Origin of the sequence: Roseateles asaccharophilus (assembly GCF_031458115.1) — a bacterium.
Taxonomy (GTDB): domain Bacteria; phylum Pseudomonadota; class Gammaproteobacteria; order Burkholderiales; family Burkholderiaceae_C; genus Pelomonas; species Pelomonas asaccharophilus_A.
In genome coordinates this window covers 63,719-79,860 of record NZ_JAVDXV010000011.1, presented here as the reverse complement: position 1 = coordinate 79,860, position 16,142 = coordinate 63,719, and the positions used below count along the sequence as shown (strand labels likewise).

The 16,142-nt window shown below is 70.7% G+C and carries 22 protein-coding genes; 20 read left to right on the top strand and 2 right to left on the bottom strand.

Annotated elements, in window-relative coordinates:
- Nucleotides 1–250: 250 nt before the first annotated feature.
- Nucleotides 251–1,912 carry a long-chain-fatty-acid--CoA ligase gene (locus tag J2X21_RS24275; protein ID WP_310332711.1) on the top strand — a complete coding sequence of 554 codons (1,662 nt, stop codon included), beginning with the start codon at nt 251–253 and terminating at the stop codon, nt 1,910–1,912.
- 47 nt (nt 1,913–1,959) lie between these two features.
- Nucleotides 1,960–2,478: a nucleotidyltransferase family protein gene (locus J2X21_RS24270; RefSeq protein WP_310332846.1), complete on the top strand. Its 519-nt coding sequence runs from the start codon at nt 1,960–1,962 to the stop codon at nt 2,476–2,478.
- A gap of 4 nt (nt 2,479–2,482) precedes the next feature.
- Here J2X21_RS24270 and J2X21_RS24265 read toward each other — a convergent pair whose 3' ends face one another.
- Nucleotides 2,483–2,677, bottom strand: coding sequence for a hypothetical protein (locus tag J2X21_RS24265; RefSeq protein WP_310332710.1), 195 nt, complete (start codon nt 2,675–2,677; stop codon nt 2,483–2,485).
- 196 nt (nt 2,678–2,873) lie between these two features.
- Here J2X21_RS24265 and J2X21_RS24260 point away from each other — a divergent pair, with 196 nt between their 5' ends.
- The 9 genes from J2X21_RS24260 to J2X21_RS24220 all read left to right on the top strand — a co-directional run bounded on the left by J2X21_RS24260 (nt 2,874) and on the right by J2X21_RS24220 (nt 10,653).
- Entirely contained in the window at nt 2,874–3,383 is a 510-nt protein-coding gene (locus J2X21_RS24260; RefSeq protein WP_310332709.1) for an RDD family protein, read from the top strand.
- A 68-nt stretch (nt 3,384–3,451) separates the two neighbouring features.
- Complete coding sequence (locus tag J2X21_RS24255; protein WP_310332708.1) at nt 3,452–4,108, top strand: RDD family protein; 657 nt, start codon at nt 3,452–3,454, stop codon at nt 4,106–4,108.
- Nucleotides 4,105–5,073: a stage II sporulation protein M gene (locus tag J2X21_RS24250; protein ID WP_310332707.1), complete on the top strand. Its 969-nt coding sequence runs from the start codon at nt 4,105–4,107 to the stop codon at nt 5,071–5,073. The genes J2X21_RS24255 and J2X21_RS24250 overlap by 4 nt, the downstream gene beginning before the upstream one ends.
- Nucleotides 5,063–5,809 carry a hypothetical protein gene (locus J2X21_RS24245; RefSeq protein ID WP_310332706.1) on the top strand — a complete coding sequence of 249 codons (747 nt, stop codon included), beginning with the start codon at nt 5,063–5,065 and terminating at the stop codon, nt 5,807–5,809. The genes J2X21_RS24250 and J2X21_RS24245 overlap by 11 nt, the downstream gene beginning before the upstream one ends.
- Entirely contained in the window at nt 5,796–6,527 is a 732-nt protein-coding gene (locus J2X21_RS24240) for a DUF4129 domain-containing protein (RefSeq protein ID WP_310332705.1), read from the top strand. The genes J2X21_RS24245 and J2X21_RS24240 overlap by 14 nt, the downstream gene beginning before the upstream one ends.
- On the top strand, nt 6,524–7,747 hold the full coding sequence (locus J2X21_RS24235) for a DUF4350 domain-containing protein (RefSeq protein ID WP_310332704.1): 1,224 nt from the start codon (nt 6,524–6,526) through the stop codon (nt 7,745–7,747). Before J2X21_RS24240 ends, J2X21_RS24235 begins: the two co-directional genes overlap by 4 nt.
- A complete protein-coding gene (locus tag J2X21_RS24230) occupies nt 7,744–8,724 on the top strand; it encodes an AAA family ATPase (protein WP_310332703.1) in 981 nt (326 codons plus the stop codon). The genes J2X21_RS24235 and J2X21_RS24230 overlap by 4 nt, the downstream gene beginning before the upstream one ends.
- A complete protein-coding gene (locus J2X21_RS24225; protein WP_310332702.1) occupies nt 8,721–10,091 on the top strand; it encodes a DUF58 domain-containing protein in 1,371 nt (456 codons plus the stop codon). Before J2X21_RS24230 ends, J2X21_RS24225 begins: the two co-directional genes overlap by 4 nt.
- 22 nt (nt 10,092–10,113) lie before the next feature.
- The gene (locus tag J2X21_RS24220; protein WP_310332701.1) at nt 10,114–10,653 is read left to right on the top strand and encodes a DUF805 domain-containing protein; all 540 of its coding nucleotides are present in this window, start codon (nt 10,114–10,116) and stop codon (nt 10,651–10,653) included.
- A gap of 18 nt (nt 10,654–10,671) precedes the next feature.
- On the opposite strand, the gene J2X21_RS24215 is transcribed toward J2X21_RS24220, so the two are convergent.
- Nucleotides 10,672–10,983 carry a DUF2834 domain-containing protein gene (locus J2X21_RS24215; protein ID WP_310332700.1) on the bottom strand — a complete coding sequence of 104 codons (312 nt, stop codon included), beginning with the start codon at nt 10,981–10,983 and terminating at the stop codon, nt 10,672–10,674.
- A 111-nt stretch (nt 10,984–11,094) separates the two neighbouring features.
- Here J2X21_RS24215 and J2X21_RS24210 point away from each other — a divergent pair, with 111 nt between their 5' ends.
- From J2X21_RS24210 to J2X21_RS24170, 9 genes are all read left to right on the top strand, one after another.
- Complete coding sequence (locus J2X21_RS24210; RefSeq protein WP_310332699.1) at nt 11,095–11,475, top strand: phosphopantetheine adenylyltransferase; 381 nt, start codon at nt 11,095–11,097, stop codon at nt 11,473–11,475.
- Nucleotides 11,472–12,239, top strand: a complete 768-nt coding sequence (locus J2X21_RS24205) for a helix-turn-helix domain-containing protein (protein ID WP_310332698.1) — start codon at nt 11,472–11,474, stop codon at nt 12,237–12,239. Before J2X21_RS24210 ends, J2X21_RS24205 begins: the two co-directional genes overlap by 4 nt.
- Before the next feature lie 119 nt (nt 12,240–12,358).
- Nucleotides 12,359–13,111: an SDR family oxidoreductase gene (locus J2X21_RS24200; RefSeq protein WP_310332697.1), complete on the top strand. Its 753-nt coding sequence runs from the start codon at nt 12,359–12,361 to the stop codon at nt 13,109–13,111.
- Entirely contained in the window at nt 13,108–13,245 is a 138-nt protein-coding gene (locus tag J2X21_RS24195; protein WP_310332696.1) for a hypothetical protein, read from the top strand. Before J2X21_RS24200 ends, J2X21_RS24195 begins: the two co-directional genes overlap by 4 nt.
- 79 nt (nt 13,246–13,324) lie before the next feature.
- On the top strand, nt 13,325–14,230 hold the full coding sequence (locus tag J2X21_RS24190) for an AraC family transcriptional regulator (RefSeq protein WP_310332695.1): 906 nt from the start codon (nt 13,325–13,327) through the stop codon (nt 14,228–14,230).
- A 32-nt stretch (nt 14,231–14,262) separates the two neighbouring features.
- Entirely contained in the window at nt 14,263–14,784 is a 522-nt protein-coding gene (locus J2X21_RS24185; RefSeq protein WP_310332694.1) for a DUF1697 domain-containing protein, read from the top strand.
- A 10-nt stretch (nt 14,785–14,794) separates the two neighbouring features.
- On the top strand, nt 14,795–15,190 hold the full coding sequence (locus J2X21_RS24180; RefSeq protein WP_310332693.1) for a VOC family protein: 396 nt from the start codon (nt 14,795–14,797) through the stop codon (nt 15,188–15,190).
- A 150-nt stretch (nt 15,191–15,340) separates the two neighbouring features.
- A complete protein-coding gene (locus J2X21_RS24175; protein ID WP_310332692.1) occupies nt 15,341–15,541 on the top strand; it encodes a hypothetical protein in 201 nt (66 codons plus the stop codon).
- 217 nt (nt 15,542–15,758) lie between these two features.
- A complete protein-coding gene (locus J2X21_RS24170; protein WP_310332691.1) occupies nt 15,759–16,142 on the top strand; it encodes a PadR family transcriptional regulator in 384 nt (127 codons plus the stop codon).

Genomic DNA, 16,142 nt, shown 5'->3' with positions numbered 1-16,142 from the left:
GTGGTCAGAAAGGCCGCGAGCAAGGCGCAAACCGGAGCCGGGTTGGGTACCCGGCGAGGATTTGCAACGCGGCGCGTGGCCTTTCTGACCACAACCCTTCGGGAAGGTCCCTCGCCAGGGGCTACTCAGCGTTGCAGCGCTGGCCCGCACGCGAGTGCGGGCGGCGCACTGCGCCTTGATTAGCCCCTGGCGAGGAACCTTCGCGACCCATTGCCGCCGTGCTAAGAGGCCCATAACCGGAGACGACCGCATGACCCGTGCCCATCACAAGTTCTGGCCCGCTCGCGTGCCGCACGCCATCGCGCCGCCGGACACCGCGTTGCCCGACAACCTGCTCGTCAGCGCGCGGCGCTTCCCGCAGCGGCCGGCGCTGGTCTTCCTGGGCGATACGACGACCTACGCCCAACTGGCCGCCCAGGTCGAACGCGTGGCCGCGTGGCTCGCGCAGCGGGGTGTGAAACGCGGCGATCGCGTGCTGGTGGGCCTGCAGAACTGTCCGCAGCTGGTCATCGCGCACTACGCCATCCACGCCGCCAACGCGGTGGTCGTGCCGGTCAACCCGATGAATCGCGCGGCCGAGCTGAAGCACCTCATCGCGGACAGCGGCGCGGTGATGGCCGTCACCAGCGCCGACCTCAGCGCCGAATGGCTGGCCGCCGGCATGGCGGCCCAGGACCTGCTCGTCACGCGGCTGGCCGAGGCGCTACCCGGCGGCCGTGCCGAAGCGCAAGACCTGCCCCCGGGCTGGGCCGACTGGCTGAACACCGAGCACGCGCTGCCGGCAGGCGCCCATGCCTGGGCCGAAGCACTGGCCTGCAGTGCCGCGCCGCCCGCGTTGCAGGTCGGCGCGCAAGACCTGGCCCTGCTGCCCTACACCAGCGGCACCACCGGCCATCCCAAGGGCTGCATGCACCGCCACGCCAGCCTGCAGCACAACGTGTTCGCCGGCGCGCTGTGGGCCAATGCCTGCCACGAGGACGTCGTGCTGGGCGTGCTGCCCATGTTCCACATCACCGGCATCGTGGTCGTCATGCACGGCACGCTGGCCGGCGGCGCCGCGCTGGTGCTGATGCCGCGCTGGCAGCGCGAGTACGCCGCCCGCCTCATCGCACAGCACCGCGTCACGCGCTGGACCAACATCCCGACGATGGTCATCGACCTGCTGGCCAGCCCGCAGGTGGACCAGTTCGATCTGTCCAGCCTCGTCACCATAGGCGGGGGCGGCGCGGCCATGCCGCAGGCCGTGGCCGAGCGCCTGTGGCAGCGCTGGGGGCTGCGCTACATGGAGGGCTACGGCCTCACCGAGACCGCCGCGCCCAGCCATGGCAACCCGTACGACGCCCCCAAGCAGCAATGCCTGGGCGTGCCCTACCTGAGCTGCGACGCGCGCGTCATCGACCCCGACACGCTGCAGGAACTGCCGCCGGGCGACAGCGGCGAGATCATCGTGCACGGTCCCATGGTGTTTGACGGCTACTGGGGCCGGCCCGACGCCACCGAGGCCGCGTTCATGGACTTCGACGGCAAGCGCTTCTTCCGCACCGGCGACATCGGCTATGTGGACGCCGACGGCTACTTCTTCATGACCGACCGGCTCAAGCGCATGATCAACGCGAGCGGCTTCAAGGTCTGGCCGTCGGAGGTGGAGAACCTGATGCACGCCCACCCCGGCATCGCCGAGGCCTGCATCGTGTCGGCGCCCGATGCCTACCGCGGCGAGACGGTCAAGGCCATCGTCGTGCGGCGCGCCGGCCACGAGGCACTGACGGCCGACGACCTGCGCGCCTGGTGCCGCGACCACATGGCGGCCTACAAGGTGCCGGCCCTCGTCGAGTTCGCCGACAGCCTGCCCAAGAGCGCCACCGGCAAGGTCATGTGGCGGGCCCTGCAGGAGCGCGAGAAGGCAAAGTGAGCGACGTCGAGCGGCTGACCTGCCTGGTGCGGGCCGCACCGTGGTTCATGGCGGCCTTGCGCGCCGGCCGCGAGCTGGGCCTGGCATCGTGGTGCATCGGCGCGGGCGCGCTGCGCAACCTCGTGTGGGACGCGTTGCATGGACATGCGCAGCACAGCACGCTGGCTGATGTGGACCTGGCCTACTTTTGCGCCACCGACCTCGCCCCGGCGCGTGACGCCGAGCTGCAGCATCGGCTGTCGGCGCTATGCCCCGGTCTACCCTGGGAGGTCACCAACCAGGCCGGCGTGCATCTGTGGTTCGAACAGCATTTCGGTCATGCGGTGGCGCCGCTGCTGTCGTTGGAGGATGCCATCGCCAGCTGGCCAGAGCCGGCCACGGCCGTGGGTGTGTGGCTGGATGCGCGCGACGCGTTGCACGTCATCGCGCCGCTGGGCCTGAACGACCTGCTGGGCCTGCGCGTGCGCCGCAACCCGGCGCGCGTCAGCCTGGAGACCTACCGTGAGCGCTGCGCCACCAAGCGCTATGCCGAGCGCTGGCCGCGCGTGGTGATCGAGCCGGCGTGAGGGTTCAGCGCTGCGCCGGCTGCGTGGACCACTGCGGCTGGCGGGCCAGCTCCGCGGCGGTGGCCTCATCGGCCGTCACCGCGTACTCGTTGCTGCTGCGTTCCACGAAGTAGGCCGAGCGGTAGCGCTGCAGCAGGCCGCCGAGGGCCTTGCGGGCTTCGCCGGGGCGGCCTTGGAAGGTGAGGGTCAACGTGGTCATGGTGTGCGCTTCCGTTGTCGAGTCGACGGCAAGGGCCGCCGGTATCCCCTGAACGCCGGTGCCGCGTCGCGGTTGACGGTGGGTTGATACAGGCTGTGAGCGACGTCACGGCGTGGGTTGCATCGCAGGTGAATACACCCATCACGCCCGTCGTCGTGGCCCGGCAGAATCCGCCCAAAATTTCAGGGAGAGTTGAATGTCGGATGCTGCAGACCAGCGCTTTGCGCCGCCGCAGGCGCATGTGGCGGATCTCGCACCCGAGCAGACGGTGCTGGCCGGGCGTGGCGTGCGCTTCGTTGCGGCGCTGATCGACGGGTTGATTGCCGCCTGCCTGATCGCGGTGATCCTCATGGTGCCTGCACTTCAGTCGATGCTTGAAGCCGAAGAATCCGCGGGCGGGATCGCGCTGAAGCCGCTGTCCACGGTGGTGGGCCTGGTCGTCTTCCTGCTGTTGCAGGGCTGGCCGCTGCTCACGCGCGGCCAGACGCTGGGCAAGATGATGTTCAAGCTGCGCATCGTGCGCACCGACGGCTCCAAGCCTGACGCCTTTCGTCTGCTGGGCCTGCGCTACGGCATCGGGCTGGTGATGAGCCTCAACGTGATCGCCGTGATGGTCTACAGCCTCATCGACTCGCTGCTGATCTTCCGCGAGTCGCGCCAGTGCCTGCATGACTCCATCGCCGACACGCAGGTGATCAAGCTCTGAACGCGCTGCACACAGCGGCGGCGCCCCGCGTCGACACGCTGGCCCTGGTCGAGACGCCGGAAGGCATCGTGCTGTCGCTGCAGCCCGCGGGGCTGGTGGCGCGCACGATGGCCTTCCTGCTGGACCTGCTGATCCGCTTCGGCATCGACCTCGCCATCGTGCTGGTCTTCGGTGCCTGGGGCGGGCTGGGCAAGGGCCTGGTGCTGATCGGCATCTTCTGCGTGGAGTGGCTCTATCCCATCGTGTTCGAGCTGGGCCGGGGCGGCGCCACGCCGGGCAAGCGTGCGCTGGACCTGCGCGTCGTCATGGACACCGGCCTGCCCGTGACGCCGGCCGCCTCGTTCACGCGCAACCTGCTGCGCGTGGCGGACTTCCTGCCGGTGGGCTATGCCTTCGGCATCGTGAGCATGCTGCTGAACCGCGAGTGCAAGCGGCTGGGCGACCTGGCCGCGGGCACGCTGGTCGTGCATGCACGGCCCGTGGTGCTGCACGACGCGCCGCCGGCCGCCGAAGCGCTGGCGCCGGCGCGACCGCTGACCGCGACCGAGCAGGCCGCCGTGCTGTCGTGGGCGGGCCGCGCGAAGCGGTTGACGCCGGCTCGCTTCGAGGAGCTGGCCGCCTTGGCCACCCCGGTGCTGAAGCCCGTGCAGCCTGGCGAGGCCAAGCGCACGCCATCGCAGCGGCTGCTGGGCGTGGCGCAGTGGCTGATGGGGAGGCGCGCATGACCCCGATGAGGTTCGAGGCCGAGTACGGCCCCGGCTGGGACGCCTTCGCCGAGCAGCTGGCGGAGGCCAGGCAGGGCAAGCCGGTGGACGGCGCGCTGCTGGCCACGCGCTACCGGCGTGTCTGCGAGAACCTGGCGCTGGCGCAGTCGCGCGCCTATCCCGTCCACCTGGTCGCGCGGCTGGAGAACATGGCGCAGGACGCGCACCAGCTCATCTACCGCCGCCAGGACTACGGCCTGCGCCGCCTGGGCCGGCTGCTGCGCGTGGAGCTGCCCTGCGCCGTGCGTGCACAAGGCCGCTATGTGTGGGTGGCGCTGGCGCTGTTCGCGTTGCCTTTGCTGCTGTCCTTCTTGCTGGCGCTGCAAGGCCCCGACTTCGCGCTGCACCTGCTGGATGCCAACCAGCTGCGACGTTATGAGTCCATGTACGCCGACGGCAAGAGCGCGATGGGCCGGCTGCGCGAGGCCGGCGGCGACTGGACCATGTTCGGCTTCTACATCTTCAACAACATCGGCATCGGCTTCCGCTGCTTTGGCGCCGGCATCCTGGCCGGCGTGGGCAGCGCCTTCGTGCTGGTCTACAACGGCCTGCTGATCGGTGCCGTCGCCGGGCATCTGACGCGCGTGGATCTGGGCCACAACTTCTGGCCCTTCGTGGCCACGCATGCGTCCTTCGAGCTGACCGGCATCGTGCTGTCCGGCGCGGCCGGCCTGCGTTTGGGCATGGGCTGGCTAGCGCCGGGCCGCATGACGCGGCTGGAGTCGCTGCGCACGGCAGCGCTGGCGGCGGTGCCGCTGGTCTATGCGGCGTTCGCGCTGCTGCTGGTGGCGGCGGCCTTCGAGGCCTTCTGGTCCAGCGCCGTCTGGATCGCGCCGGCGGTCAAGTACGGCGTGGCCGCGCTGTGCTGGGCGCTGGTGCTGATGTGGCTGCTGCTGGCCGGCCGGGGAGCGACCCATGCGCGTTGACGGCCTGGCCATCGCGCTGCGCCCGCGCACCCAGGGCGAGGCCTGCGACCTGGGCGCGGCGCTGGTGCGTGGGCATGCACGCTCGATCTGGCGCTGCTTCGCGCCGCTGCTGCTGGCCGTCGGTGCGCTGGCGCTGTGCACGGTGGACCTGTCCGGCTGGGCGCCCATCCTCATCGTGTTCTGGCTCAAGCCCTGGCTGGACCGCAGCCTGCTGTTCGTCATGTCGCGGGCCGTATTCGGCGAGTCCACGACCTGGCGCGACCTGTGGCGCGCGCGCGGCCATGTGTGGGGCGGCCAGCTGCTGCGCACGCTGCTGTGGCGGCGCTTTTCGCCGTGGCGGGCCTACACGCAGGCCATCGAGCAGCTGGAGGCCCAGGGCGGTGGCGCCCGCCGCGCGCGGGCGAAGCTGATGCTGAACGACAACCGCGGCGCGGCCACGGCCCTGCAGACGGCGTTCGCGCATGCGGAGGGCGTGCTGATCTACGGCGTGGTGGCCTTGCTGTGGTGGTTTGCGCCGGAGAACCGCGCCAGCGACATCTGGGACTGGTTCTTCAACCCCGGCGCGCATCCGGCCGGCCAGCTGGGGCTGGACCTGGTGATGGCGTCGGCCTATCTGATCGTCGTGCTGTTCCTGGAGCCCTTCTACGTGGCCGCGGGTTTTGCGATGTACCTGAACCGGCGCGTCGCGCTGGAGGCCTGGGACATCGAACAGGAGTTCCGCCGTGCGTTTGCGTGAGGGCGTGCTGCTGGCGGTGCTGTGCCTGACGCTGGGCCGCGCGGTGGCCCAGCCCGTGCCGGCGATGAGCGCCAGCGCCGTGCAGGCGGCGGCCAGTGCCGTCGAGGCCGACCCGCTGCTGCCCGGCACGGAGAAGATCAAGACGCTGCGCTTCAAGGATGACGACGAGAAGAAGAAAAAGAAGCCCGATGACGACGACCTGAACTGGTGGACCGACCTGCTGGGCAACCTCTCCGCCGGCCTGCGCGTGGCGATGTGGCTGGTGGGCGCCGGCCTGTTGGTCTGGGTGCTGCTGCGCCTGCGCGACTGGCTGAAGGCGCAGCCCGGCAGCGCCGGGTTGGCGGCCCTGCCGCCCACGCATGTGGGCACGCTGGACATCCGCCCCGAGAGCCTGCCCGACGACATCGGCGCCGCCGCGCGCGTGTTGTGGCTGCGCGGCGAGCAGCGGGCCGCGTTGTCGCTGCTGTACCGCGGCGCGCTGTCGCGGCTGGTGCACACGCACGGCGTGCCGATACGTGCCGCCAGCACGGAGCGCGAATGCCTGACGCTGGCGGCCCAGCGGCTGGCACCGGCGTCGCAGGCCTTCCTCGTGCAGCTGGTGACGGGCTGGCAGGGCGTGGCCTATGCGCGCCGTGCGCTGCCACCCGAGGCGCTGGAGGCGCTGTGCCAGGGTTTTGATGCGCAGCTGCCCGCCATCGCAGCCGGGAGCACGGCATGACGGCGCAGCGCCTGGCCTGGCTGCTGGCCGTGGTGGGCATGGCGCTGGGCGCCTGGTGGGTGTCGGTCAGCACCGAGTGGGTGGAGGAGGACAGCCCGCGCCCCGCCCGCGGCGAGGCCCGCGACAACCCGGTCTACGCGTTCGAGCAGCTGCTGCGCAAGCTGGGCATGACGGTGGCGCACCACGAAACGCTGGACGCGCTGCCACCTCCGGGCGCGCGGCTGGTGATGCTGTCGGGCGACTGGCAGCTGATGCCCGAGCGCGCCGAGCAGCTGCACCAGTGGGTGCGGCGTGGCGGCCATCTGGTGCTGACGCGGGACGCGGACTGGAAGGACTCGGCCCTGGCGGCGTGGGTGCCGGTGCGCGACTTCGGCCTGAAGCGCCCCGAGGGCGCCAAGCCCAGGCCTCCGGCAGTGGCGGCCTCCGGCGTGCTGCTCAAGCGGGCGCCGGTGGTGGAGCGCCGCATCCCGCTGGCGTCCACGCCGCCGCTGTGGGAGGGCGTCGAGCGGCTGGCCGTCTGCGACTGGTTTCCCGAGTACCAGACCTTGCAGGCCAGACAAGGCCATGACGAGGCGTGGACGCTGAAGCTCGTCGAGCCCACGCAGACCACGCAGGCGCTGCGCGTGCCGCTGGGCCAGGGCAGCGTGACGGTGCTGAACGTCAGCGGCCGCGTCTTCAACAACCCCACCGTGCTGGGCTGCGGCTTCCCGCCGCTGCTGGCGGCCGTGGTGCAGGCCGAGCCGGGCGCCACCGCCTGGATCTACCTGCACGAGAAGCGCGAGCCGCTGCTGACCTGGCTGTGGCAGCAGGGCTGGATCGCCATTGCCATCTTTGGCCTTGCGCTGGCCGCGGCACTGTGGCGCGCGGCCGTGCGCTTCGGCCCCCGGCTGGCGCCGGCGCCGCGGCTGCGCCGCTCCATCTCCGAGCAGGTGCGCGGCCTGGGCGCCTATCTGCACCGCAGCGGCCACGAGGCCTTGCTGGTGGCACAGCAGCGCGCGCTCAACGAGATCGCGACGCGCACGCTGCCGCGCTATGCGCGCCTGCCGCTGGCCGAGCGCGCGCGCGCCATCGCCGAGGCCACCGGCCTGCCGCACGACGAACTGTCCACCGCGCTGTCCATGCGCTTCTGCACCCGGGCCCAGCTGCCGCAGCACCTGCAGGTGCTGGAGGCGGCCCGGCGCCGGCTCCACCGAACTCCCGACGAAAGACCCGCCCCATGATCAAGCCCGAGGAACTGAAGCTCGCCACGCAATGGCTGCACGTGCTGCGCAACGAGATAGCCAAGGCCGTCGTCGGCCAGTCGCAGGCCGTGGAGCAGCTGCTGGTGGCCGTGGTGGCGTCGGGCCATGTGCTGGTGGAGGGCGTGCCGGGCCTGGGCAAGACGCTGCTGGCGCGTGCGCTGTCGCAGGCGCTGAAGCTGCAGTACGCGCGCGTGCAGTTCACGCCCGACCTGATGCCGGCCGACGTCGTGGGCCACAGCGTGCTGGACGACACCGGCGTCGGCCTGGGCCGGCTGCGCGTGCGCAAGGGCCCGGTGTTCACCAACCTGCTGCTGGCCGATGAAATCAACCGCGCGCCCGCCAAGACGCAGAGCGCGCTGCTGGAGGTGATGCAGGAGTACCAGGCCACGCTGGAGGGCCAGACGCTGCCGCTGCCCAGGCCCTTCCTCGTGATGGCCACGCAGAACCCGGTGGACACCGAAGGCACCTACCCGCTGCCGGAGGCGCAGCTGGACCGCTTCCTGCTGCAGGTGAACATCGGCTACCCCACGCACGACGAGGAGGCGGCGGTGGTGCAGCTGGTCACCACCGGCCGTGCCGGCCACGAGCTGCCGCTGGAGGCCGTGCAGCCGGTGCTGGACGACGTGCAGGTGCTGGAGCTGCAGCGCCTGGCGGGGCTGGTGCATGTGGACGCCAAGGTCGTGGACTATGCGGTGCGCGTCGTGCGCGCCACGCGCAACTGGCCGGGACTGGAGGTGGGCGCCGGCCCGCGCGGCAGCGTCGCGCTGGTGCGCACCGCGCGCGCGACGGCGCTGATCGGCGGCCGCGATTTCGTCACGCCCGACGACGTGGCCGCGCAGGCGCTGGCCGTGCTGCGCCACCGCGTGACGATGGCGCCCGACGCGCAGATCGAGGGCCGCGACCTGGACGAGCTGCTGCAGGCGGCGCTGGACAGCGTGGAGGCGCCCCGGCTTTGAACGGCCGTCGCCGCATCGTCCTGCCCACACGGGCAGCCATCGCCGTGCTGGCGGGCCTGGGCCTGGCCGCTGCGCTGGTGCTGAGCCTGGGCGCGCCGCTGGCCGTGGTGGCGCCGGTGGGTGTCGGTCTGCTGCTGGCGCTGATCGCCTTTGCGGCGTTCGATCTGTGGCGCAGCCTGCGCTTGTGGACTCGCGGCGGCCTGCGTGTCGAGCGCCGGCTGCCGGCCGCGTTCGCCATCGGCGCGCGCACCGAGCTGAAGCTGGCCCTCGTCAACCCCGGCGCGCTGGCCTGGCGGCTGCAGGTCTTCGACGAGCTGGACCCGCTGTTCGACTTCGAGGGCCTGCCGCGCCAGCTCACCGTGTCGGCACAAAGCCGCAGCCACTTGAGCTTTCACGCGACGGCACGCCAGCGTGGCATGGCGGCGCTGGGCGTCACGCAGCTGCTGTGGCGTAGCCGCGCCGGCTGCTTCGAGATCCGCGAGCGCCTGGGCGAGCCGCAGCGCCTGCGCGTCTACCCGAACTTCGCCGCGCTGGCGCGTTATGCCTGGCTGTCGGGCGACCGCCGCCTGGCGCAGATGGGCATCAAGAACTTCGTGCAGCGCGGCCAGGGCACGGACTTCCGCCAGCTCGCCGAGTACAAGCGCGGCGACCCGCTGCGCCATCTCGACGCCAAGGCCTCGCTGCGCCACCGCCGGCCCGTGGTGCGCGAGTACCAGGACGAGCGCGACCAGTGCGTGATGTTCCTGCTGGACTGCGGCCGCCGCATGCGCGCCGACGAGCAGTCCGTCGGCAGCGGCGAGAACAGTCATTTCGACGACGCGCTGGACGCGCTGATGCTGCTGGCCTACGTGGCGCTGACCGAGGGCGACGAGGTGGGCGCGATGACCTTTGGCTGCGAGGAAGGCGCCCGGTGCGACTGCGCGCCGCGCAAGGGCATGGGCACGTTGAACGTGCTGATGAACAAGATGCACGACCTGCAGCCCGGCGGCCACCATTCCGACTACCTGGACGCCGCCGAGACGCTGACGCGCCGGCTGCGCCGCCGCTCGCTGGTCATCATCCTGACCAACTTCCGCGACGAGGACTCGCCCGAGCTGCAGCCCGCGCTGCGCCTGCTGCGCCGCCGCCATCTGGTGCTGCTGGCCAGCCTGCGCGAGACCGCGCTGGGCCGCATCGCCGGGCAGGCCATTGACGACCCCGAAGACGCCGTGGCCGTGGCCAGCGCCCACCTGATGTCCCAGGCCCGCCACGACGCCTTCGCCCGCGTCGTGGACCACGACAAGCTGTCCATCGACGTCGAACCCCGCGCCCTCGCTGCCACGCTGGTGAACCGTTATCACCAGGTCAAGCGTGCCGGCCTTTTGTAGCCCCAGTTCTCACGGAGGAACCATGACCGAATCGGCAATGAACCAGTACGCGGCCCCGCGCGCCCATGTGGAGGACGTCGCGCTCGAAGGGGGCGTCGGCGAGCTGAAGCTGTTCTCGTCGCAGGGCCGCATCGGCCGGCTGCGCTATCTGGCCTATGCGACCGCGGCCGGCATCGTCTACAACATCCTGATCAGCGGCCTGACCATGGCGCTTGTGGGCAATATGACGGCCTTCATGGCGGCGGTGGGGGTGTTGTTCCTGGTGTTCCTGTGGTTCAGCGTCATCACCGGCATCAAGCGCTGCCACGACATGGGCATCAGCGGCTGGTGGACGGCGACGCTGATCATCCCGGTCATCGCGTTCGCATGGATGTTCTGGCCCGGCACCAAGGGCGCCAACCGCTTCGGCCCGCCGCCGCCGCCCAACAACCTGGGCGTGCGGCTGCTGGGCCTGATCCTGCCGGTGGTGTTCTTCATCGGCATCCTCGCGGCGGTCGCGATCCCGCAGTACAAGATGTACACCGACAAGGCACGCGCAGCGCAGGCCGCCGGCCAGCGCTGACATTGCCGAGGGGCGTATTCAGGCCGTTGCCTCACGCCCCAGCCGCGCGCCGGACTTGCGCGGCGCCAGCAGCAGATACAGCAGCGGCCCGAACGAGCCGGCGCTGATCGTGATGAGCGCATACGGCCAGAAGCTGCGGCCCGTGCGCCGTGCGTCGCGGGCCATCCAGCCCACGGCCAGCACCGACATGATGATGAAGTCCAGCAGCAGCTGCCAGGTGCCGATGTTGGCCATGCAGGCTTCCCAAAGGCCCACGTAGCCCATCTCCCAGATCACGTACAGCGAGTAGGCACCAAAGGCGGCGAGGACGAGGATCAGAGCGGGTCGCATGGCGATCTCCTGTGGGTTGAAAGTGGCGCCATGCTCGGCGTCGCCGTGCGTCGCCGCAATGACCTCCGAGGTCATCGCCGCGCGGCGGTGCAAGGCCTAAGGTGCAGGCCCATGAAGCCACTCGTTCCTGTCACCCTCGTGCTCGTCGCGCTGCTGCACGCGCTGCCGCTGGCCGGCGTGCTGGGCGCCGCCAAGCTGCAGACGCTGTACGGCGTCGACGCCCGCGACCCCGCGCTGGAGCTGCTGCTGCGCCACCGCGCCGTGCTGTTCGGCCTGCTCGCCGCGGGCCTGGCCTGGGCGGCGTGGCAGCCCGCGCTGCGCGGCGCCGGGCTGCTGGCGGGTATCGTCAGCGTCGCGTCGTTCCTGCTGCTGGCGTTGCCGGCCGGGCCCTTGCCGCCCGCGCTGGCCACCGTCTTCAAGCTCGACATCGTCGCGCTGGTCCTGCTGCTCGTGGCAGGCGCCGTCCATCTGCTGCCCACGCCATCGACATGACCGCCACCCTCGCCACCCTGCGCAAGTCGCGCCGCGTCAGCCAGCTGGAGCTGTCGCTGCGCGCCGGTGTCTCGCAACGCCACCTCAGCTGCATCGAGACCGGCCGCGCGCGCGCCGGCCGCGAAACGCTCATCGCGCTGCTGGACGCGCTGGGCGCGTCACTGGAGGAGCGCAACCAGGCGCTGCTGGCCGCGGGCTACGCGCCGGCCCACGCCGAGCGCGCGCTGGACGCGCCCGAGATGGCGCCGGTGCGTGCCGCGCTGGAGCAGCTCATCCACGCCAATGGCGCGGCGCCGGCGCTGGTGCTGGACGGCGAGTACAACGTGGTCATGGGCAACGCCGGCCTGGCGCGGCTGCTGGCGCTGCTGGGCTTGCCCGGCGAAGCCATGCTGGCCCAGCCGCTGAACCTGCTGCGCGCCGTGTTCGCGCCCGGCGGCCTGCGCTCCCTGTGCGTGGACGAGGCCTGGCTGTGCAACGAGATGTGGGCCCGCGCCAGCCGCGAGGCCGAACACCTGCCGCGCCTGCGCAAGCTGCTGGACGAACTGCGCCCCACGCTGCAACCCTGGACCGCCGGCGAGCCCGCCGGCAACCTGCCCGTGCTGGCCTTCCGGCTGCGCGCGGCGGATGGCCGGACCCTGAGCTTCTTTTCCACCGTCACCAGCTTCGGCACGCCGCTGGACATCACGCTGGCGTCGTTGAAGGTGGAGCATCTGTTCCCGACGGATGACGTGACGCGGGAGGCGCTGGCGGCTGCCATGCAGTGAGCCCGCACGGGTTGAGGCCGATTCTGGACTTTGGCAAAACAATCGCGGACTAGACGCCGTAGTTGATCCGGGTGTGGCTGTCTATCGTTCAGTCACCGCAACCCACCTCCGGAGTCCTCATGAAAACCGTTCTCATCACCGGCTGCTCGTCCGGCTATGGCCTGGCCACCGCGCGCCACTTCCACGACCTGGGCTGGAACGTCGTCGCGACGATGCGCCAGCCACGGCCCGAGCTGCTTCCGACCTCTGAGCGCATGCGTGTCACCGCGTTGGACGTGACCCAGCCCGACAGCATCGCTGCCGCGCTGGGCGCGGTCGGCCCGGTCGACGTGCTGGTCAACAACGCCGGCATCGGCGTGGTCGGCGCATTCGAGGCCACGCCGCTGGCCCTGGCCCGCGAGATCTTCGAGACCAACACCTTCGGCGTCATGGCCATGATGCAGGCCGTCATACCGCAGTTCCGCGAACGCCGCGCCGGTGTCATCGTCAACGTGACGTCCAGCACCACGCTGGCGTCCTTCCCGCTGGCCGGCGTCTACACGGCCAGCAAGACGGCGGTGGAGGGGCTGACCGGCTCCGTGGCCCATGAGCTGGCAGCGTTCGGCATCCGCGTGAAGCTGGTGCAGCCGGGCTACGGGCCCAGCACGCGCTTCGCCGAGAACGGCGGTGCGCGCATGCGGGGGCTCATCCCGCCGGCCTACCAGCCGTTCGCCGATCCCATCTTCACGGCCTTCGCCCATCCGGGCCCGGTGACCACCGAAGCCGACGTGGCCCAGGCGGTCTGGGACGCCGCGAACGACACGACCGAGCGGCTGCACATCGCCGCCGGTGCCGACGCCGTGGCGCTGGCGCGAGCCCTGGGGCGGCCATGAAGGCCGGCGCTGCGCTGTACCTGGGCGTCGTCGTGTTCAGTGTGCTCGCCGCGGCCTCCGTGACCCGCGCGCCGGGCGAGGTGCTGGCTGCTCACAATGCGGCTGGCGAACCCGCCATCAATACCCGCCCATGAACCCGCCGCTCCACCATCCAGCCGCCGTCGCGCACGGCCATGCCAGGGACCAGCCCGACGACCCGCCGAGCTGCTGCCGATGAGCGACCCGCTGACCCAGGTGGTGCAGCTGTTGCAGCCACGCGCGGTGTTCGCCAACCTCATCAGCGGCAAGGGCGCCTGGGCCGTGCGCTTTGCCGAGTACGGCCGGCCCAGCTTCTGCATCATGCTGGCCGGGCAGTGCGGCCTGACGGTGGACGGCCACGAGCCCGTCACCTTCGCGGCTGGCGACTTCGTGCTGTTGCCGGCCACGCCGGCGTTCACCATCGCCAGCTTCGAGCCCGCCATGCCGGTGCACATCGATCCGCACAGCATTGGCGGCCACGGCGAGGTGCGCTATGGCGCGCCGGGCGGTGAGCCCGACATGCTGTCGCTGGGCGGTGCCTTCCTGTTCGATTCAGACGACGCGGGTCTGCTGGTGTCGCTGTTGCCGCGCGTCGTGCACGTGCAGGGCTCGGCGCGACTGGCCCAGCTGGTGCGGCTGGTGGGCGAGGAGTACGAGCAGCAGCTGCCCGGCGGCGAGTTCATGCGCGCGCAGCTGGTGGCGCTGATGCTGGTGGAGGCCATGCGCGCCACCACGGCCGGCAGCGCGCCGCCGGGCCTGCTGCGTGGCCTGGGCGACGAGCGCGTGGCGGTCGCCCTGCAGCGCATGCACGCCCAGCCCGAGCATGCATGGACCGTGGGGCAGCTGGCAGCGGCGGCGGCACTGTCGCGCTCGGCCTTCTTCGAACGCTTCACGCGCAAGGTCGGCGTGGCTCCGATGGAATACCTGCTGGGCTGGCGCATGCAGATCGCACGCGGCCTGCTTCGCAGCGGCGAGCTGGGCATCGCCGCCGTGGCCGAGCGCGTGGGGTATGCGTCCACCAGCACCTTCAGCACGGCGTTCCGGCGACATGCGGGCATGTCGCCACGGCAATACGCCTGCACCAGCGCCCGGTTGGGGTAGCGTTCGGGCATCCCCGCCCGCACGAACCCGCCATGCCCCGCTACGTCGCCCTGCTCCGCGGTGTGAGCCCGATGAACTGCAAGATGCCCGAGCTGCAACGCAGCCTGGAGGCGGCCGGGTTCACGAACGTGAAGACGCTGCTGAGCAGCGGCAACGTCGCCTTCGACACGCCGCGTGCGGCCTCGGCCGCCACGCTGCGCAAGCGGCTGGAGGCGGCGATGCAGGCCGGCATGGGCAGGAGTTTCGAGACGCATGTGCGCTCCAGCCAGCACCTGCAGCAGCTCATCGAGGCCGACCCGTTCACGGCGTTCAAGCTGCGCGCCGGGTCCAAGCGCGTCGTGACCTTCCTGCGCGAGCCGCTGAAGGCCAGCCCCATAGCACTGCCGCGCACGCATGGCGAGGCCTGCATCTGGGGCCTGGATGGTGCCGAGGTGTTCTGCAGTTATGTGCCGGAGGCCAAGGGCCCCGTCTTCATGCAACTGCTGGAGAAGACCTTCGGCAAGGACATCACCACGCGCACCTGGGACACGGTGGCCAGGTGCGCGAAGGCCTGAAGGAGTCGCCATGCCTGTCCAGTTGGATCATCTGCTCGTTCCCGCCCGCGACGGCCGCGCCGCCGCCGAGAGGCTGGCCGCCATCCTGGGCGTGCCGTGGGCCGCGCAGGCGGCGGTGGGGCCGTTCAGCGCGGTCTATGTGTCAGGCGACCTGACGCTGGATTTCGACGAGGTCGCGCCGGGCGACGCGGTGCCGGCGCTGCACTTCGCGTTCCGTGTCAGCGAGCCGGAGTTCGATGCGCTGCTGGCACGCTTGAAGGCGCTGGGCATTGCCTACCGCAGCCTGCCGCACGGGCCCGATGACCATCAGGTCAACACGTCGGTGGGCGGGCGCCTCGTCTACTGGCGCGAGCCCGACGGCCATGCGTGGGAAGCGCTGACGCAGAGCTATGCGCGCCAACCTTGAGGGCGCTTGCAACTCTTGCAGAACGGGTCGTGGTGTAACGGTTGGGCAGGCACGGCCTTCTCCTACATGCAGGAAATCTGAGAGGCCTAAGGTTGTCCCTGCGACGCCGTGAACCGGCGCCGCACTTGTCAACTGAAGGAGTTATTGATCATGTCCAACGTGAACCAGAACCAACCCAATCAGAGCAACAAGCAGCAGCAGCAAGACCAGGGCCGCAGCTCGCAGCAGAAGCAGCCGGGTGGTTCTCCCAACCAGGTGTCGCAGCAAGGCGGCGGCCAGCGTGACCCGTCGCGCGGCCAGAGCGACATCGGCCGTCAGGACCCCAGCCAGCAGCAGCGCAACAACCGCTGATCGCGGCTCAGCCGCCTGGCACGGGACACGCGCGCCGCGTCAGTTTGATGAATCCGCAGGTTCATCGCTGAGCGGCTGACGCGGTCCCAGCCCGAACGCCATGTGCTGTCACCGGCACATGGCGTTTGTCGTTGTCGAGCCGGTCGCGCGCTGCGCTTGATCGGCTTATTTCATGCAAGATACTATGCAATGCATAGCAACAATGCAGTGCAAGGCCATGAGCGAGGAAGAGGGCGACTCCCAGGAGCGCTGGCAGGTGCAGATGCGCAAGGGCACGCTGGAGCTGGCGGTGCTGGCGGCGCTACGGGGTGGCGCGCGGTATGGGTTGGACCTGCTGCGCCGGCTGCAGGAATTCCCGACCACGGCCATCAGCGAGGGCACGCTGTACCCGCTGCTGGACCGGCTCAAGCGCGACGGCCTGCTGGATGCCCACTGGGTGCAGGAGGGCGACACCCGGCCGCGCAAGTACTACCAGCTCAGCGACAAGGGCTTGCAGCGGCTGGCGACCTTGAGCGCCTGCTGGCTGCAAACGGCCGACGACATCGGGCAACTGCTCAAGCGCGCCGCGCCGCACGACGGCGACACACAAGGAGGACTCTGA

What these genes read in the sequence shown, in the direction of transcription:
- J2X21_RS24275 (WP_310332711.1), top strand. Translation starts at nt 251, where the DNA reads ATGACCCGTGCCCATCACAAGTTCTGGCCCGCTCGCGTGCCGCACGCC.
- J2X21_RS24270 (WP_310332846.1), top strand. Translation starts at nt 1,960, where the DNA reads ATGGCGGCCTTGCGCGCCGGCCGCGAGCTGGGCCTGGCATCGTGGTGC.
- J2X21_RS24265 (WP_310332710.1), bottom strand. Translation starts at nt 2,677, where the DNA reads ATGACCACGTTGACCCTCACCTTCCAAGGCCGCCCCGGCGAAGCCCGC.
- J2X21_RS24260 (WP_310332709.1), top strand. Translation starts at nt 2,874, where the DNA reads ATGTCGGATGCTGCAGACCAGCGCTTTGCGCCGCCGCAGGCGCATGTG.
- J2X21_RS24250 (WP_310332707.1), top strand. Translation starts at nt 4,105, where the DNA reads ATGACCCCGATGAGGTTCGAGGCCGAGTACGGCCCCGGCTGGGACGCC.
- J2X21_RS24245 (WP_310332706.1), top strand. Translation starts at nt 5,063, where the DNA reads ATGCGCGTTGACGGCCTGGCCATCGCGCTGCGCCCGCGCACCCAGGGC.
- J2X21_RS24235 (WP_310332704.1), top strand. Translation starts at nt 6,524, where the DNA reads ATGACGGCGCAGCGCCTGGCCTGGCTGCTGGCCGTGGTGGGCATGGCG.
- J2X21_RS24230 (WP_310332703.1), top strand. Translation starts at nt 7,744, where the DNA reads ATGATCAAGCCCGAGGAACTGAAGCTCGCCACGCAATGGCTGCACGTG.
- J2X21_RS24220 (WP_310332701.1), top strand. Translation starts at nt 10,114, where the DNA reads ATGACCGAATCGGCAATGAACCAGTACGCGGCCCCGCGCGCCCATGTG.
- J2X21_RS24215 (WP_310332700.1), bottom strand. Translation starts at nt 10,983, where the DNA reads ATGCGACCCGCTCTGATCCTCGTCCTCGCCGCCTTTGGTGCCTACTCG.
- J2X21_RS24210 (WP_310332699.1), top strand. Translation starts at nt 11,095, where the DNA reads ATGAAGCCACTCGTTCCTGTCACCCTCGTGCTCGTCGCGCTGCTGCAC.
- J2X21_RS24205 (WP_310332698.1), top strand. Translation starts at nt 11,472, where the DNA reads ATGACCGCCACCCTCGCCACCCTGCGCAAGTCGCGCCGCGTCAGCCAG.
- J2X21_RS24200 (WP_310332697.1), top strand. Translation starts at nt 12,359, where the DNA reads ATGAAAACCGTTCTCATCACCGGCTGCTCGTCCGGCTATGGCCTGGCC.
- J2X21_RS24195 (WP_310332696.1), top strand. Translation starts at nt 13,108, where the DNA reads ATGAAGGCCGGCGCTGCGCTGTACCTGGGCGTCGTCGTGTTCAGTGTG.
- J2X21_RS24190 (WP_310332695.1), top strand. Translation starts at nt 13,325, where the DNA reads ATGAGCGACCCGCTGACCCAGGTGGTGCAGCTGTTGCAGCCACGCGCG.
- J2X21_RS24185 (WP_310332694.1), top strand. Translation starts at nt 14,263, where the DNA reads ATGCCCCGCTACGTCGCCCTGCTCCGCGGTGTGAGCCCGATGAACTGC.
- J2X21_RS24180 (WP_310332693.1), top strand. Translation starts at nt 14,795, where the DNA reads ATGCCTGTCCAGTTGGATCATCTGCTCGTTCCCGCCCGCGACGGCCGC.
- J2X21_RS24175 (WP_310332692.1), top strand. Translation starts at nt 15,341, where the DNA reads ATGTCCAACGTGAACCAGAACCAACCCAATCAGAGCAACAAGCAGCAG.
- J2X21_RS24170 (WP_310332691.1), top strand. Translation starts at nt 15,759, where the DNA reads ATGAGCGAGGAAGAGGGCGACTCCCAGGAGCGCTGGCAGGTGCAGATG.